At 45.6% G+C, this 17,209-nt stretch carries 17 protein-coding genes; all 17 read left to right on the top strand.

Annotation, left to right across the window (positions count from 1 at the left end; all coding sequences use genetic code 11):
* Positions 1 to 18: 18 nt before the first annotated feature.
* The 17 genes from AAAT93_RS11385 to AAAT93_RS11305 all read left to right on the top strand — a co-directional run bounded on the left by AAAT93_RS11385 (position 19) and on the right by AAAT93_RS11305 (position 16,928).
* On the top strand, positions 19 to 732 hold the full coding sequence (locus AAAT93_RS11385; RefSeq protein ID WP_196021322.1) for a GHKL domain-containing protein: 714 nt from the start codon (positions 19 to 21) through the stop codon (positions 730 to 732).
* 3 nt (positions 733 to 735) lie between these two features.
* A complete protein-coding gene (locus AAAT93_RS11380; RefSeq protein WP_021984121.1) occupies positions 736 to 1,482 on the top strand; it encodes a hypothetical protein in 747 nt (248 codons plus the stop codon).
* A 65-nt stretch (positions 1,483 to 1,547) separates the two neighbouring features.
* Entirely contained in the window at positions 1,548 to 2,144 is a 597-nt protein-coding gene (locus tag AAAT93_RS11375; RefSeq protein ID WP_021984120.1) for a TetR/AcrR family transcriptional regulator, read from the top strand.
* Positions 2,145 to 2,171: 27 nt separating this feature from the next.
* Positions 2,172 to 3,230 carry an iron-containing alcohol dehydrogenase family protein gene (locus AAAT93_RS11370; RefSeq protein WP_118373974.1) on the top strand — a complete coding sequence of 353 codons (1,059 nt, stop codon included), beginning with the start codon at positions 2,172 to 2,174 and terminating at the stop codon, positions 3,228 to 3,230.
* A 188-nt stretch (positions 3,231 to 3,418) separates the two neighbouring features.
* A complete protein-coding gene (locus AAAT93_RS11365; protein ID WP_227573422.1) occupies positions 3,419 to 4,165 on the top strand; it encodes a flavodoxin family protein in 747 nt (248 codons plus the stop codon).
* Between the two features lie 3 nt (positions 4,166 to 4,168).
* Complete coding sequence (locus AAAT93_RS11360) at positions 4,169 to 4,804, top strand: lysophospholipid acyltransferase family protein (RefSeq protein ID WP_021984117.1); 636 nt, start codon at positions 4,169 to 4,171, stop codon at positions 4,802 to 4,804.
* A gap of 75 nt (positions 4,805 to 4,879) precedes the next feature.
* Positions 4,880 to 5,128, top strand: a complete 249-nt coding sequence (locus tag AAAT93_RS11355) for a phosphopantetheine-binding protein (RefSeq protein WP_021984116.1) — start codon at positions 4,880 to 4,882, stop codon at positions 5,126 to 5,128.
* Positions 5,129 to 5,243: 115 nt separating this feature from the next.
* Positions 5,244 to 7,640 (top strand): beta-ketoacyl-[acyl-carrier-protein] synthase family protein, encoded by a 2,397-nt coding sequence (locus tag AAAT93_RS11350; protein WP_227573421.1) that lies wholly within the window; start codon positions 5,244 to 5,246, stop codon positions 7,638 to 7,640.
* A 344-nt stretch (positions 7,641 to 7,984) separates the two neighbouring features.
* Complete coding sequence (locus AAAT93_RS11345) at positions 7,985 to 8,725, top strand: 3-oxoacyl-ACP reductase family protein (RefSeq protein WP_021984114.1); 741 nt, start codon at positions 7,985 to 7,987, stop codon at positions 8,723 to 8,725.
* Complete coding sequence (gene fabZ / locus AAAT93_RS11340) at positions 8,725 to 9,171, top strand: 3-hydroxyacyl-ACP dehydratase FabZ (protein WP_021984113.1); 447 nt, start codon at positions 8,725 to 8,727, stop codon at positions 9,169 to 9,171. The genes AAAT93_RS11345 and fabZ overlap by 1 nt, the downstream gene beginning before the upstream one ends.
* A gap of 161 nt (positions 9,172 to 9,332) precedes the next feature.
* Entirely contained in the window at positions 9,333 to 10,706 is a 1,374-nt protein-coding gene (locus AAAT93_RS11335; RefSeq protein WP_021984112.1) for an SLC13 family permease, read from the top strand.
* Between the two features lie 155 nt (positions 10,707 to 10,861).
* The gene (locus AAAT93_RS11330) at positions 10,862 to 11,878 is read left to right on the top strand and encodes an ROK family protein (protein WP_118373979.1); all 1,017 of its coding nucleotides are present in this window, start codon (positions 10,862 to 10,864) and stop codon (positions 11,876 to 11,878) included.
* Between the two features lie 76 nt (positions 11,879 to 11,954).
* Positions 11,955 to 12,455, top strand: coding sequence for an NUDIX hydrolase (locus tag AAAT93_RS11325; protein ID WP_118373980.1), 501 nt, complete (start codon positions 11,955 to 11,957; stop codon positions 12,453 to 12,455).
* 171 nt (positions 12,456 to 12,626) lie between these two features.
* A complete protein-coding gene (locus AAAT93_RS11320) occupies positions 12,627 to 13,280 on the top strand; it encodes a response regulator transcription factor (RefSeq protein ID WP_021984109.1) in 654 nt (217 codons plus the stop codon).
* Positions 13,281 to 13,282: 2 nt separating this feature from the next.
* Positions 13,283 to 14,761 (top strand): sensor histidine kinase, encoded by a 1,479-nt coding sequence (locus AAAT93_RS11315; protein ID WP_118671356.1) that lies wholly within the window; start codon positions 13,283 to 13,285, stop codon positions 14,759 to 14,761.
* Entirely contained in the window at positions 14,758 to 15,618 is an 861-nt protein-coding gene (locus tag AAAT93_RS11310; RefSeq protein ID WP_021984107.1) for a hypothetical protein, read from the top strand. The genes AAAT93_RS11315 and AAAT93_RS11310 overlap by 4 nt, the downstream gene beginning before the upstream one ends.
* Positions 15,619 to 15,890: 272 nt before the next feature.
* The gene (locus AAAT93_RS11305) at positions 15,891 to 16,928 is read left to right on the top strand and encodes a C39 family peptidase (protein ID WP_021984106.1); all 1,038 of its coding nucleotides are present in this window, start codon (positions 15,891 to 15,893) and stop codon (positions 16,926 to 16,928) included.
* Positions 16,929 to 17,209: the final 281 nt, after the last annotated feature.

Genomic DNA, 17,209 nt, shown 5'->3' with positions numbered 1-17,209 from the left:
ATACAGGGAGAAATGCAAATGGAAAAAACAGTGGGGATTGGACTGTTTGCCTTGCTGGTTGTGGGCGTTGCCTTTGTGCAGGTGCATTATTACCGGGAGCGGCAGCGGGCAAAGGCAGAGTGTGAACGGCTGGAGCAAAGCATCGGGCAGATGCAGAAGCAATATGTCGATGTGGTAAAACAGAACCAGTCATATCGCCAGATGAATCATGAATTAAAAAAGTATCAGTGGCTTGTACAGGTTATGCGTGAGAATATGGGAACGGTCACGCATGGACAGTTGCTGGAGCTTGTATTGCAGAAGAAAATACAGGAAGCAGAGCATAAACAGATCACTTGTGATGTGCAGGGAACCTTAAATGGAAATCTGCGTATGGACGAGATGTCGCTGGTCAGCCTCGTGATGAATCTGCTGGACAATGCGATCGAAGCATGTGTGCAGACGGAGACCAGACAGATTCAGGTTGTGATCGCAGAAGATCCTGCGGCGCAGATGCTGGAATTGAAATTACAGAACTCAAAGAACAGCAGTCAGAAGCTGCATGCGAATGAAGCAGGAATAGGATATCAGACGACAAAAGAGGATCGCGGCTCGCATGGGTATGGAACACAGATCATCCAGCGGATCGTCGATGAAAATGGTGGTACAATTCGGTATGTGGATGCCGGGGATACCATGCAGATCACCTGCAGACTCTGTATGGAAGATAAAAAGCTTTTGAGCGAGGGATAACGTATGACACAGGATGAATTTAGCTGCCTCTATGAGGAGAATTCATTTACATGTATTATAAAAAAGGGGCTGGCGATGCTGGATGGTGACCGCATCCGAATCGAGCATATCGACAGCGATATGGAAGTTCTGACCATCCCGGATGAGCTTCCGGTTACGCTGTTTGATATACAGGGAAGAAGCTACACGCGCATCCTTCCAGTTTCCGAGCTTGGGAAAAAGGCGTGTTATGAGAAGAAAAATTTAAAGCAGGTGCGCCTTGGAAAAAATTTTCGATTTCTGGATGACTATGCGTTTGCACGCTGTGAACATCTGACAGAGGTTGTGGCAGAGGGCATCGATGGATTTGCTGACCTGCGTCTTGGCAATGGCGTGTTTGATGATTGTGGAAGCCTGGAGATTTTAGCACTCGACGGTGACCGGGAAGCGAAAATTGCAAGGCTGCTTGCAGCTGTACCACGGTTCCTGAAAGCGGAGGATCTGTTGACAGGCGGCGAGATCGGGACGGACGCATGGTATGAGCGTTGGGATTTTGCCCTGCGTGCCTTTTTGAAGGAAGACGATGTTGCGGGCTACATGCAGGCAGTGCTTTTTGGCAAGCGGAAGTTCGCAGACCGGGAAGCGTACATTGCCTATGTGCAGGAGGCAAAGCGCGCATTGTGCAGACTGCGGTTGGAATACGGAGAAGAATTGCAGGCATTTGCCCGGAAACAGTGTGAGGAGTATCTGGGAGAAATGCGGCAGGTATAACGGGTACGAAGAAACAATGATTTAGGAATTGTAAGATCTGGTTTTTATACAGGAAGGAAGATGGCATGTCTAAATTTACAAAGCAGGCGATCATGGATGGATTTATTGAATTGTCCAAGCAGATGCCGATCGATAAGATCACTGTAAAAAAAGTAACCGATTATATCGGAATTACACGGAATACATTTTACTATCACTATCAGGATATCTATGCACTGTTAGAGGAGATTGTCGTCACAAAGGCGAAGAAATTATTTGTCTTAGATGAGGACAATCTGGAGAACTCGTGGAAGAGTAACCTGCGTTTCATGGGACAGTATGGAAAGAAGAACGAAAACTTTATAAGAAACCTCTACCAGTCAATGGGACGGGACTCGTTTGGTGACCAGCTGTTAGAAATCAGCTATGGCTCCATTTACCGGAGCGTGCAGGCGTACGCAGAAAAAGAGATGGTGCAAAATCCGGACATCACATACAAGGAACAGGCAATCAAGGATACATCTTATATACTCGCGAAGATGCTTTCGGAAAATGCAGTTGAATGGATACGCGGTCGTGTGGAACAGGATCCGGTCGCACTGATGGAGAAAGCGATAGCCGCGGTGGACGGCGTCGGACAGGTGCTGTTGAATAATTTGAACAAGAATTATAATAATAAATAAGCAGAGAAGAATCAGGAGGGTATATACATGGCAGGATCTCATATTGCAATCCCGACAATCTTGAAGATTGGGAGCGGAACACTTGGAAACGTAGGAAAATATCTGCAGTCAAGCGGATTTAAGAAAGCGGTTGTATTCTTTGGAAATGGACTTGTGGAGATGTTCGGAAAGACGGTAATGGATTCCCTTTCCGAGGCGGATATCGAGGTGCTTTCGTATTGTGAGCTTGACACAACGGATATCAAGGATATCATCGATCTGGCATTTACAATCGACGCGAAGACACAGGTGATCTTAGGCATCGGCGGCGGCAAGGTCATTGATGCCGGAAAATATGCCGCTTATCTGCGGAAGCTTCCGTTTATCAGCATGCCGACATCGGCATCGAGTGATGGATTTTCTTCGGCAAGTGCATCACTTCTGGTAAATGGCAAGCGTACGTCTGTGCCAGCACGCATGGCATATGGAATCGTGGTGGATACGGATGTATTGAAGTCCGCACCGACGAAGTTCTTATATTCCGGTATCGGTGATATGGTATCGAAGATCACAGCACTGTACGACTGGATTTTTGAGGCGGAGCATGGCGTGTCCGAGGTGAATGATTTCGCGGTAATGATTGCGAAGAAGGCGGTCAACAGCTTCGTGCGGACACCATTTGAGAGTATTCAGGATAACCTCTTCCTGAAGGAGCTGGTTGATTCGCTGGCGATGAGCGGAATTGCAAATGAGATCGCAGGTGGCAGTGCGCCGACGAGCGGTAGTGAGCATCTGATCTCCCATGCGCTGGATAAGCTGCTGGAGGTGCCACAGCTCCACGGTGTGCAGGTTGGAATCGCCACCTATGTGATGGCAGTTGTACAGGATCACCGGTATGTGCGTGTCAATAAGATCTTCGAGGATACCGGATTCTGGGATTTCGTATCGACACTTGGCTTGAATCGCGCAGACTACGAGTCGGCAATCGATATGGCACCGCAGATCAAGCCGAATCGTTACACATATCTGCATGAAGCAAAGTACCGGGAGAAGGCGAAACAGGTGCTTCGCGAAGATCCGGTGATGAAGCGGGTATTTGGTGAATAAGAACAATTAAAAAAAGTTGTGCAAATTAGGCGGAATGTGTAAAAAATATACACATTCCGTTTTTTGACACTTGTAGGAACTTGGAATATATGCGAAAATAACACAGTGCTTTTCTACGCGTATACCAATGTTAATTAGATGTATGCAGGGAGAACACAACAAAATTAGAAGATAAAGTGTGAGCGAAGATGAAGATACTTTTGATTAACGGAAGCTTGCGTGGAGAGTATAGCTCCTCCCTCAAAGTTGCCCATGCATTTGTCAAAGGCATGGTGGAAGAATATGGAGCGGACACGGAAGTCTGTGAGGTAGCATTGAAGGACAAAAGGATTGACCATTGTCATGGGTGCTTTGTCTGTTGGAAGACGACACCGGGGCAGTGCTGTATCCACGATGATATGGATGAGCTGCGGCAGATGGTGATGGACAGCGATATCATTGTTGAGAGCTTTCCGCTTTATTTCTTTGGACTGCCTTCAAAGCTGAAGGCATTTACGGATCGTATGATCTGCTATGTACAGGAGTATCGCGGGAATCCGGGCGATGAGGAGAATCATCGGTTCCTGCATAACATGCGGTATCCGGAGCTCGAAAAGAAGAAACTGATTTTAGTATCCACATGCGGCTATGAGGTGACAGACAACTGTTACGATGCCGTGTTTGCAGAGTTTGACCGGATCTGCGGCGAGGGAAAATACACAACGGTGCTGGCACCGCAGGGGGGTCCACTCTCAGAGCAGGGGTTTGCAGAGAAGGTGGCACGCTATCTGGAGAAATTCAAAGAGGCTGGTCACGAATATGCAAGGGAAGGCTGTTTATCGGAACGTACGTGGAACAAGCTGCAGCGACCGTTGCTTGGACACAGTACATTCGAGATGGCAATCAATATGAACTGGGACAACCCGGAGGTTGGACCTTACGGAAAGCTGGTGTAGAACGTGGAGATACTAAAGAGATTTGCAGCGAAGCTTGCCTTTGCGATCGCGAATGGCGTAATCCGTATCCTGTACCCGCCCAAGGTAACGTGGGAAGACAAAAAGGCAACGAAAGATGCGTTGAAAAAAGGCAACTGTGTTGTTTATTCCAATCACACAAGTCATGTGGATGGGTTCTATATGACACGACTGTTTGGTAAATATAGGGTACATACCTTTGTTGCGCGGGACTGGTATGATAAGAAGAAGATTAACTGGTTGTTCCGCAATCTTCCATATATCCCAATGAACCGTCAGGAGATGGATACAAGCTGGCTGTCGATGGGATTGGAGAAGATGAATGAGGGCTGCCCGATCTACATATTCCCGGAAGGACATACGAGCCATACCGGAGTGATGGATGAATTCAAGCCAGGATTTCTGATGCTTGCGAGACAGGCACAGGCGCAGGTTGTACCAGTTGTGATCGACGGCGAATTTAAGGTCTTCCATCGCATGCACATTATCGTCGGCAAGCCGGTCGAGATGGATTTAAACGAAGAAGGCAGACCATCGGTTGTCCTCAAAAAATATGCAGGCGTCTGCAGAGACAGGATCTATGAGTTGCGTGATACCTACGGTGTGAAGAAACAATCATGATATTTGGAGTGGAAACACTCTTAAAATATACCCGTTGATTCGGGGTAAAATATAAGAAAAGGAAGGATACATAGAATGAACGAAAAAGAGTTAGAAATCGCTGAGAACATTAAAGGAATGCTTTCAAAGAATCTTAGAATCCCTGAGGAAGAATTAGATTATGAAGTTCCATTGTTTGGTGATGGAATTGGACTTGATTCTGTTGATTCCCTGGAGATTATCGCTTGTATCGATTCTGCTTACGGCGTAGCTATGACAGGTGTTGCAAAGGAGCACTTCTACAACATCGAGAGCCTTACAAAGTACGTTGTAGCAAATATGTAATAGCAAGTCATACAAAGAGGGCTGTCCCGAAAGGAAACTTTGGGGCAGCCCTGTGTATTCTGAACAGGTAGATAGGAAACGCGCGAATGCGTGGTGGCATATAAAGGAGATAAAAATGGATAAGATTACAAATACACGTTGCGTTGTAACCGGACTTGGCATGATCAGCGCAATCGGAAATAACGTAGATGAGTGCTTCGCAAATGCACTGGCTGGAAAAACAGGAATTGATAAGGTAGCATCTGTTGATACAACCGACTGCTATGCAAACCTTGGTGCAGAAGTACACTGCGATACACTGGATGAGATCGATGAGGCAAAGGATGTTGACCGTGTCAGCAAGCTCTGCCTGAAGGCTTCCAAGGAAGCACTCGATGATGCAGGTCTTGTGATCGATGAGAGTAATGCCGGTCGTGTCGGTGTTGTCATGGGAAGCTGCGTCGGTGGTGTTGTCAGTGTAGAAAATTATGTAACAAAGGGTGAGCATGCAGAGGATATCAACAAGATGACGATTGCCTCGATTGCAAACCATGTAGCAAATATGGCAGGCGCAAAGGGTGTTGTCACAAACGTTGGTAATGCCTGCGCAGCAAGTACGATCAGTATTGCTTATGCGTGTGAGTTGATCCGTGCCGGTGTGGCAGATGCGTTTATCGTTGGTGGTGCCGATGCATTTGCATCTGTTCCATTTTCAGGCTTCTTAGCTCTTCATGCGCTTTCTGAGCAGGCATGTTCGCCATTTAACCACAGCAACGGTATCACACTTGGTGAAGGTTCTGGTGCGATCATCGTGGAGAGCTATGAGCATGCAAAGAAGAGAAATGCGAAGATCTACTGTGACGTGCTTTCAGCAGGAATCAGCAGTGATGCCCATCATATCACAGCACCACGTCCGGACGGACTTGGACAGATGTATGCGATTCGCGAGGCAATTGAGAAGTCAGGCATCGAGCCAAAGGATGTTGCATATGTAAATGCACACGGAACAGGAACCGCCAAGAACGACGAGGCAGAATTCCTCTCCTTACATACAATCTTTGATGAGACAAATCCAGACTTAAGCGTCAGCTCTACAAAGGCAATGGTTGGCCACTGCTTAGGTGCAGCCGGTGCGATCGAGGCAGTTTTCGCAATCAAGGCTCTGACAGAGAACAAGATTCCACCAACGATCGGATATTCTGAGGAGGATATCGAGGCGCTCGGTGAGAAGGCAGGCACATTCGATTTCATGCCGAATACAATGAAGGAAAAGGATTTGCACTATGTAATGTCTAACTCCTTTGCATTTGGCGGAAGCAATGCAAGTATCATCTTCTCGAAGGAGCCGGGCAATGTGAAGGAAACTGAGAACGATGAGAAGGTTTATATCACAGGTCTTGGTATCGTCAGCCCACTTGGAAATGGCGTTGCCAACTATATCGATAAGGTCAATGCACAGATAAAGCCGGAAGCAACGTCTGTACATGCAAATGTCGGAAAAGAAGATTACGACAAATATGGTCTGAAGATGGCGTTCTACAGAAAGCTCGACAAGTTCAGCCTGATGCAGGTAATATCCGGCCTTGAAGCACTGCAGGAGGCAGGCATCGAGGTAACAGAGGAGAATGCAGAAGAGCTTGGTATGATTGTTGGAACCGGCGATGGCCCGCTTACAACCGTATATGAGTTCCAGGAGCACATTTCTGAGAATGGAACAACAGCAGGTTCTGCCTTCAACTTCCCGAACACCGTTTACAATGCAGCAGGTGGATACCTCTCGATCAAGACAGGTATGCGTGGCTATAACGTAACAGTGACAAACGGCGCACAGTCTGGTATGAGCAGCTTGTGCTATGCATATAACGAGATCAAGCAGAACCGCGGCAAGGCAATGCTTGCAACTGGTACCGATGAGAACAGCGAGGTTATGGAGAAGCTCTATGCGAAGCTTGGCAAGGTAGCCGGAGATGTGAAGCAGGCATACGCTGGCGGTGACGGATTCGTGCTTGCCGATGGTAGTACGAGTATCGCACTCGAGAACGAGACATACGCAGCAAGCCACAATGCGAAGAAGTACGCAGAGGTATGTGGTTACGCCATGACACACGAAGGCGTTGCTTACGGTGATGTCGCAGGTACCGAAAAGGGACTGATGAACGCCATCGTAGATGCAGCCGCTATGGCAGGCATTACATTGGATCAGATTGATGCCGTTTACGGATTCGCAAATGGTGCCGACGAAGTCGACACATTGGAGCGCCATGTGTACGAAGAAATTTTCGCAGGAAAGGTTCCTGTACATCAGGTCAGAGATTATACAGGTGAAGGCAGAGCTGCAAGCTCCGCACTGTCTGTTGCACATGCCGCACTTACACTGTCCGGCGATCTTGCCACAAGACAGAATGCTTACTATGTAACAACCGAAGAGGTAACGAAGGAAGTTGTCGACACATCCGCATACAAGTATGTACTCGCAACAAGCTGTGCCATCGGTGGCAGCTATGCCGCAGTCATCTTAAAGAAAGTGGCATAGTATGGATTATAAAAAGATAATTATAGAGGCAATTGCGAACAAAAAGATAAAGTGAATTATATATTTCCAGTTTGTTTCATGAACATATACGATATGTTTGAATATTAGAAGTTCTTAATGTTCTGTAATAATATTAGCCATGTTTGAACACGATGTTCAAACAAGCCGTCATTGAGCCATGGATGGCGAATTGACGGCGGTGGCGCATATTATAGATACATATATCAGAACATTTAGAACTTCTTAGATTCAATACATTGTATATGGAATGAACAAACTGGAAATATATATTCGAGATATGTGGGGTTCGCAGTTGTAGAATATACAGAATAAAGGAGAAAAACATGACAAATGGTAAAGTAGCGCTTGTCACAGGCGCATCCCGCGGAATCGGGCGCGCATGTGCGATCAAGCTTGGAGAGGCTGGCTACAAGGTAGCCGTCAACTATAATTCAAACGAAGCAGCTGCAAATGAAGTCGTAGAGAAGATCAAGGCAGCCGGAAGCGAAGCCGTTGCCATCAAGGCAAACGTATCCGATCTTGCCGAAGTAAAGACAATGATGCGTGAGGTCATAAACACATTTGGACAGTTAGACGTCCTTGTCAACAACGCTGGAATCGTAAAGGATGAATTTGTCCTGATGATGAACCCGGATACGATTGATCAGTGTCTCGACCTGAACATCAAGGGATACATGTACTGTACCCAGCAGGCAGTTTTGAAGATGTTCTCGAAGAAACAGGGCGTGATCGTGAATGTATCATCCGTAAGTTCCAAGCTTGCAGTACCGGGACAGAGTGTATACAGCGCAACGAAAGGCGCTGTGAACTCCATGACAGCCACGATGGCAAAGGAACTTGCACCATATGGAATCCGCGTCAATGCAGTGGCACCGGGCTTTATCGCAACCGATATGGTAGAGGCATTGCCGGAAGATAAGAAGGAAGAATATTTAAAGGATATTCCGATGAAGCGGTTTGGTACAGCCGAGGAAATCGGTGATGTAGTTACGATGCTTGCCGGACCTGCATGCTCCTACATGACAGGGCAGGTCATTGTATTGGATGGAGGACTGAGCCTGTAATGATGAATATTAACGAAGTACAAAAAAGAATCAAGCAGCGCCCACCGTTCCAGATGATCGAGAAGGTTTTAGAGGTGGAAGACGGCGAATATGCAAAGGGAATCAAATGCGTTTCCGTGAATGAACCATATTTTGCAGGACACTTTCCGGATGCACCGATTATGCCGGGTGTGCTGGTCATTGAGGCGTGTGCGCAGCTTTGCTCGATTACGATGGAGAGTCAGGGCACGGAGGACGATAAGATCTATGTGCTGTTAAAGTGCGAGGAATTCAAGTTCTTGAGACCGGTCATTCCGGGCGATTGCCTGGAGATTGAAGTCCGCAAGGAAAGCGGCGGTGCCGGACTGGTGAAGTTTAATGCGAAGGTAACGGTTGATGGAAAGGTAAAAGCAAAGGGAATCCTTGCATTTACATCCATGAACAAAGAGGATATTTATAACCAATAAAATATACATATTTTGAGAACTCTTTTTAATATGTAAAAAAAGTAAAAAAAGTTATTCCTTTTTTCGATGTTTAATGCTATTATAATGCAGGTTGAAAAATCAATGTGCAACTTGTCACAGGTACATATGTGGCATAACATAGATTAAAGGAGGACGATGATATGACAGTAGCACAGATTTTGGCTGTATCCATCTTTGTAGTCATGTTTGTGTTGATGGTGCTGGATAAGATCGAAAAACAGTACATCACACTCGTGGCTGGCGCACTGACACTGATCCTTGTATTTGGTGTGGCAATGCATAGCATGGATGCGGTCATCGAGACATTGAATGTAAAGAATATTTTCACGAAGGGATTCTGGATTACATCCGGTGAGGGTTCCGAGGAGTCATCCGGTATCAACTGGGCGACGATTATATTCCTTGCAGGTATGATGGTAATGGTAGAAGGTATGGCAAAGGCCGGATTCTTCCGGTGGTTATGCTTACGCCTTGCGAAGCTGGTGCATTATAAGCCAATACCGTTGTTCGTGACGTTTATGGTCATGGCAGCCGTTTTGTCGATGTTCATTGACAGTATTACGGTTATTTTGTTCCTTGCAGCCGTTACGATCGAGCTTGCGAAGCTGTTGCATTTAGATCCGGTGCCGATGATTCTGTCAGAGGTGTTCTGTGCGAACTTGGGTGGTTCGGCAACGATGTGTGGTGACCCACCAAATATCATCATCGGAACAGGACTGGGACTTTCATTCTCCGACTTTTTGACAAATACCGGTCTGATCGTCGGTATCTGCCTTGTTGTAGTTATTATTTACTTTTACCTTGTATACCGCAAGGAGTTGCTGTCAGAAGAGTCACAGGAGCTGGATACATCCAACATTCCAGACCCTTCTACAGCCATTACAGACAAGAAGAAGTTTATCATCAGCAGCGTGATTTTTGCATGTGCGGTGGTACTTCTTGTATCGCATGCATCAACAGGTCTGACGGTTGCGTTTATCGGTACGGTTATCGCGATCATTACTCTGGTCACATCCGGAAAAGATGCGTTAGAACTGCTTAAAAAAGTAGATTATAAGACACTGTTATTCTTCATCGGATTGTTTATTGTCGTTGGAGGATTGGAGCAGACAGGAATCCTGAAGTCCATCGCATCCTTCATCGGTAAGGTCAGTGGTGGAAATGTATATGTGATGGTAGCAATTATCATTTGGATCTCTGCGATTGCAAGTGCATTTGTAGATAATATCCCATTTGCAGCAACGATGCTTCCAATCATCAAGAGCCTGGCAGGTGCAAACCAGCCATTGCTTGATTGCCTTGCATGGACATTGTCCATCGGAACTGATATCGGTGGCAGTGCAACGCCAATCGGAGCTTCTGCAAATGTTGTTGGTACATCTGTGGCAGCAAAGAACGGATATCCGATCGGATGGGGCAGATATTGTAAGACAGCCGCTCCGGCGATGATTATCGTTGTGACGATTTCTATGCTTATGATCTTCCTGCGTTACTGTGGCGGTGTAACGATGTAAGAGTGCGTGCCACAATATCCGGATAACAGAATATAGAAACGAACGAAACAAAACTCCGTGCATCGTCTCCGGTGCGCGGAGTAAATTATATCAGGAGACGCGCGGATGCGTGTGTGAATTATCGCGCGGATGCAGGGAAATATAGGAGGTGGCATATGTATTTAGTATTTGATGTGGGTGGTACATTTATCAAGTATGCGCTCATGGATCAGAAGGGCAAGATTTATGAGAAGTATAAAGTCCCGACGCCGTTCCAGGATGGAAAAGTGGACGATAATGGCGATGAGATTACACCGTATACGGTGAAAACAGAAGATGGTATTGCCGCATTTCTCGAGCAGATTGATATTATATACGGAAAGTATAGCAAGGAATATCAGATTACGGGAATTGCGATGAGCCTTCCCGGGCAGGTGAATGTGAATCAGGGTATTGTTTATGGTGGTGGCAGTCTGCCTTACCTTGACCGGGTGCCACTTGGCAATCTGATCAGCAGACGATGCGGAAATGTTCCGGTTGCACTTGAAAATGATGCAAAGTGCGCCGCACTTGCAGAGGTCTGGATTGGAAACGCCAAGGATTGCAAAGATGCCTGCGTGCTTGTGTTTGGTACCGGAATTGGTGGCGGTATTATTATTGACCGGAAGGTGCGCCATGGTGTCGGCATGATTGCAGGAGAGATGTCCTTTTTGTATGATGGACTTCCGATTGAGGATGTGGACAAGATCCGTCCGCTCGAAGAAATCAATTCAAAGCAAGGGGGAGAACTACCGGATCCTTGTATATGGACGCAGCAGGCATCTGTGCAGGCGCTTCGCCGGAAGGTTGCTAAGGCAAAAGGTCTCAAGTGGCAGGAAGTAAACGGTGAGGATATCTATGAGATGGCAGAGACCGATCCGGAGATTCAGGATATTCTGGAACGGATGTATTACAACATTGCATGGCATTGCTGCAATCTCTATATCACACTGGCACCGGAGATTATCCTGATTGGTGGTGGCATCAGTGCACAGCCGAAGTTTATGGAGGGAATCATCAAATACACATCGAAGCTGCGGCGTCTGTCTTATATTTATGAGCGGATGAAGATTGACTTATGCAAATTCGGTAATGATTCGAACCTGATCGGTGCATTGTTTAATTTCATGCAGAAATATGACCTTGCCAAGTAAAGAAAAGAATGAATAAAATGAAGATGTGGGTGTTCCCTGCGATAGATGCAGTCTGAAACCCGCAAGGAGGACTTACATGGAATTATGGGATATCTACGACCGGGACAAACAGCGGACCGGACGTACAATGAAGCGAAATGACTGGCATATGCAGCCAGGGGATTTTCATTTGACGGTACTTGGTGTGATCCGTCATGTAAATGGTAAATATTTGATTACGAAGCGCGTTATGACGAAGGTATGGGCGCCGGGAAGCTGGGAAGTATCCGGTGGTGCAGCACAGGCAGGCGAGGACTCTTTGGATGCCGTAAAGCGCGAAATCAAAGAAGAAACCGGACTGGATGTATCTTCCTTTGAAGGTGGTTTTGTCTTTTCTTATACACGCGAGAATCCGGAGGAGGGTGACAACTATTTTGTGGACATCTATCGATTTACCGGAGATTTTACAGAGAAAGATCTGCATCTGCAGGAGGCAGAGACAGATGGATATATGTTAGCGACTGCTGAGGAAATCGAAGCGCTTGGCGCACAGGGCAAGTTCTTGCACTATGACAGTATCAAACAAGTATTTTCATAAAATTTACAAAAAAATCAAAAAAAACATATTTTGATGCTAAAATGATGCAACAATGATGTAAAATAGCAGAGAGAGGTCAGAGATGGCTCCTCTCTGTTTTTTGTGCAACCGACCGTCATACGGAATGGTTTGCATTAAGCCGTCATTTACAAATAACAAGGAGACAGTTTTATGAATCGTATTTTAGTTGTGGAAGATGATACATCCATCTCCAATGTTATAGAAATCAGTTTACGGAATGCGGGGTATCTGTGTGATTGTGTTTACGACGGCACTTCGGTTTCCGGACAACTGGAGCAGGAGGTATATGATCTGGCACTCGTCGATATTATGCTGCCGGGACCGGATGGATTTTCCCTGATGGAGTATTTCAACTATTATCATGTCCCGGTGATTTTTCTCACAGCGATGGGAGATGTGCAGGATAAGGTTAGGGGATTAAAGCTTGGCGCGGAAGATTATATGGTAAAGCCATTTGAAATCATCGAACTGCTTGCCAGAGTGGAACGTGTGCTGCGTCGGTATAATAAAGTATCACAGACACTTACCGCATATGATATTGAGGTGGATACGCAGTCATTTCAGGTAAAAAAAGCCGGGGTGGAGATTCACCTGACGAAGAAAGAGTATGAGATTTTAGTGATGTTTATGCGAAACCCGAATGTCGCATTGTTCCGTGAGCGGATCTTCGAGAGTGTATGGCATGAACCATATTATGGGGACAGCCGTACGGTTGATCTGCATGTACAGCGTCTGCGTAAGAAGCTTGGCTTGGAAGATAAAATTGTACCGGTATATAAGGTGGGATACCGGCTGGAGGTATAAGCTTGAAATTATTCTGGAAACTATTTTTATCCGTTTGTACCTGTATGATGCTGGCATTTTCGGCGTGTGGAACATTTCTGATCCATTCCGGATTCAAAAGTGCAAGAGAAAAGGATATCCAGAACGGATATAATAATGCAAGCGTTGTCTGTATCAATCTTGTACAGAATGTAAAACGGACGATCAATCTTGTATATCGGGATACCGGATATGAAAAACAAAAAAATGTTGTCGTACGTCAGGCAGCGCAATCGGTTTCTGTCCGGAATGCCGGAGAGGAAGTACAGTTTGCACTTTGGACAGACGAAAAGACAAGAATTTACAGTACGAATGGACTCAAGGGGGCAGACGTGTCAATCTGCCGGGACGATCTAGAAGCAGGGCAGGAAGGCTATAAGATTGTAAAACGAAATGGCAGATATATGCTCTATACCGGAACAAGCTTTCAGGTACTTGATCGAGTCTACTATGTTGAAACATTTTCGGATATCACACGTGACTATGAAAACCGTGACGCGCAGCTTCGGATGTTCCGCATGATCATGATTATTGTCATGATTGTCTGTCTGATGCTGATGGCAATCTTAAATAATATGATTGTGGTGCCAATCCGACGGTTGTCGAAGGCAACGAAGCTGGTAGCTGGCGGACGTGCGGGAATCCGGATCAGAAAAAGAAGCAAAGATGAGATCGGTGTGTTGGCAGAGGATTTCAACCGGATGTCCACGAGTCTGAACAGGACAATGAAGGAACTGGAAGAAAAAACAAAAAGCCAGGAGATGTTCACAAATAACTTTGCCCACGAGTTAAAAACACCGCTTACCTCAATGATCGGATATGCAGATCTGATCCGCTCCAATCAGCTTTCGGAGGAGAAGCTGATCACCTATGCCAACCAGATTGTTGTGGAGGGCAGGCGCTTAGAGAAAATGTCCATGAAACTGATGGATCTGATCGTGCTTAAAAAACAGGATTTCCTGTTTTATGATATGGATATAACGATTTTTGCGGAAGCAGTGTATGAGACATTGCTTCCGGTCGCCGGTAAATATGGGGTTGAACTGACAGTCAATGTACAGCCTGCGATAGTGAAGCTTGAGCCGGATCTGATGAAGACGGTATTGATCAATCTGTTTGACAATGCCAGAAAATCGATGGATGGAAAAGGGAAAATTTCTCTGTTCGGTGTGTGGGTATCAGACGAATATCGTATCGGAATCAAGGATAACGGATGCGGTATCGATGAGGAGAATCTGAGCCGGCTGACCGAAGCATTTTATATGGTAGACAAATCACGCTCCCGGGCAAACGGTGGTGCGGGACTGGGACTTGCTATCTGTAACGAGATTGTGAAGCTGCATCAGGCAAAGCTGCAGATCATGAGTAAAATGGGGATTGGAACGCAGGTGAGTGTCTGTTTTCCGAAGGAGGTATGCAGACAGGTTAATTCGGAAAAGATGGAAATGGAGGAAGAAGTATGAGGGGACATGCGGAAACAAAGAAAAACGAACAAAAAACAGAGAAAAACAATGAAATGCATAAAAATATCCTGCGCAATTGCCTGTGCGTGCTGGCGGGAGCTGCTGTTTTGACAATCGGAATTATGGCACCGAAGACGATATTTGCCATGATGGATAAAAGTGAGGTTGATCACATATACGTGCAGCAGGCAGATACATCCTATCTGGATACTGCCGCGCAGATGACGATGGAAGAAAAACTTGATTTGATGGACGGGAGATCAAAAGGGATGCATGTGTCAACTTCTTATCCGGTGGAAAATGCAGACGTATATGATGATTATGATATGCAAGTGCAGGTAGCACCGCAGATTGAAAGGATGCAGGCAGCACATTTACTTCCTGAATTAGATTTTGATATTCTTGATATATATGCGGATACGCAGTATGAAACTCTGGTTAATCTGGACAATATGAATCAATACGTGATGCTTGAATATATGGTGTGTCAGGTTTCTGATGATTATATGTATTTATGTGTAGATGTGGAAACCGGAAAGATTTTGGGGTATACTGTATATGCCTATATGACAGATGCTGAATGGCAGGCGTTTTTAAAAGCGGATGTGGTGAAATATATGGCGGAGGAGCTGGGCATTTCCGAAGAGGTTATTATTAAGAAGTATAACTATGGCGTCTATAATGAAATGTATGGAGAAGGCTATAATATGAATGCAGATGGCAAACTGACTGCGAATGATATGGCAGGTGTGAAGGAGCAGGAAAAAGACGGAAAGCAGTTTGTAGAGATTGGCATGTGGGTCGATCAGGATATATCATCGATTGGAACCATCTATGATGGAGTTGCGATACAATGAGCAATATGATGGATGCACCTGCACAGACAGACATAATGTGAAGGCACATGTGGAGCCGTCAGGTGACATACAAAAATATGCAACTAAGATGGAAAAATGATACATATATGAGACAGATATGATGCACAGTCCATGTAAACTACGGGAAGTTTATAAAAGGAGTGTGCATGAAAATGGAATACGAAAGATACAGTGAAAGATACAGACGGAATGAAACGAACGGGAATGTGGGTATAATTTCCGAGGATTCAGAAGTCATCAGGAGGCGGACGATGTTGCAGGAACAGCAACGCGAAGAACTGCGTAGAAAGAAATTAAAGAAACGAAAGGAAGAGCTGCGCCGGCGCAGAAGGAGAAAACAACGGGCAAAGGAATTGTTCTGCTTGTGTATCTGTGTTGCCATGCTGGTATTGATCGTGGCATTGGTGCGGAGAGGGATTTCCTCTAAAAAACAGGATGTATCCGAAGTGGTGGCTGCCAGTGAATCGGCGTCCACAGAGCAGCAGGCAGATGCCGCGGAACCAAAGGTGTCGGCAACCGGAGAGATTGCGCAGGTACAGAGTCAGGCATTGCCGAATTATTATGAGAAGAAATATATGGTGGGTTCACCGGCACACTATTCGATGGAGGAGATTCAGACAAGATTGAAGAATCTGGCAGACCGATACCCGGAGTTTCAGACAATCTACGATCACATGGATCAATACCCGGAGGCACTTTTAAATAATTTATGCTGCAATCCGAATATGCTGGATTTTGCGCTTGGCTATCAGGAAAACTATGATACAACTTCAGGTACGTTGGAGGCATCTGAACTAGATGGAATCCCTCTGTTTATCCAATGGGATAAGCGCTGGGGCTATGATGCCTATGGAAATGATGTTATCGGATTGTCAGGTTGTGGACCAACCTGTCTTTCAATGATCGTCATTGGACTGACGAAAAATCAGGAGGCAACACCGGACAAGCTGGCGGACTATGCAACGGAACATGGATACTATGAGCAGAATTCCGGAACGAAGTGGTCATTTATGGACGAGGTGGCTGCAGTGTATGGTGTACAGGGATATTATATCTATCTGAGTAAAGATAACATGCAGGAAGAACTCTCACAGGGACATCCGCTTGTATGTGCGATGCGATCCGGAGACTTTACTTCGCAGGGACACTTTATTGTGATCGCAGGAATGGAAGGAGACAAGTTCCTTGTTCATGATCCGAATAGTATAGAACGGAGCCAGCAGTTGTGGGATTATGATACATTACAATATCAGATCTCTGCGATCTGGGCATTTAAGGTCGCACAGTGACCGAAAAAAGGAAACCAAGCCCCCAATTCGACAAAATTAAAAAAAATGAAAAAGGGGGTTGACTTTCCAAAATTAGAGTGCTATTATAAGCAAGCTGTCACTGAGACGACAGCAAAACTTCAAATTCGACATCACCGTCGAAATCAAAAACTTTGAAAAAAATAAAAAAAGTTCTTGACAAAGACGAAACAAAGTGATATCTTATAGAAGTTGTCGCTAAGAACGACAAAACAACGAACCTTTGACAAATTAATAACATGTTAACCCTGAAAATTTCTTTA

The sequence above is a fragment of the Coprococcus hominis (ex Arizal et al. 2022) genome, from assembly GCF_040094675.1.
Lineage (GTDB): Bacteria > Bacillota > Clostridia > Lachnospirales > Lachnospiraceae > Coprococcus_C > Coprococcus_C hominis.
The sequence above is the reverse complement of the archived record's forward strand: the minus strand, read 5'-3'. Positions and strand labels throughout refer to the sequence as shown.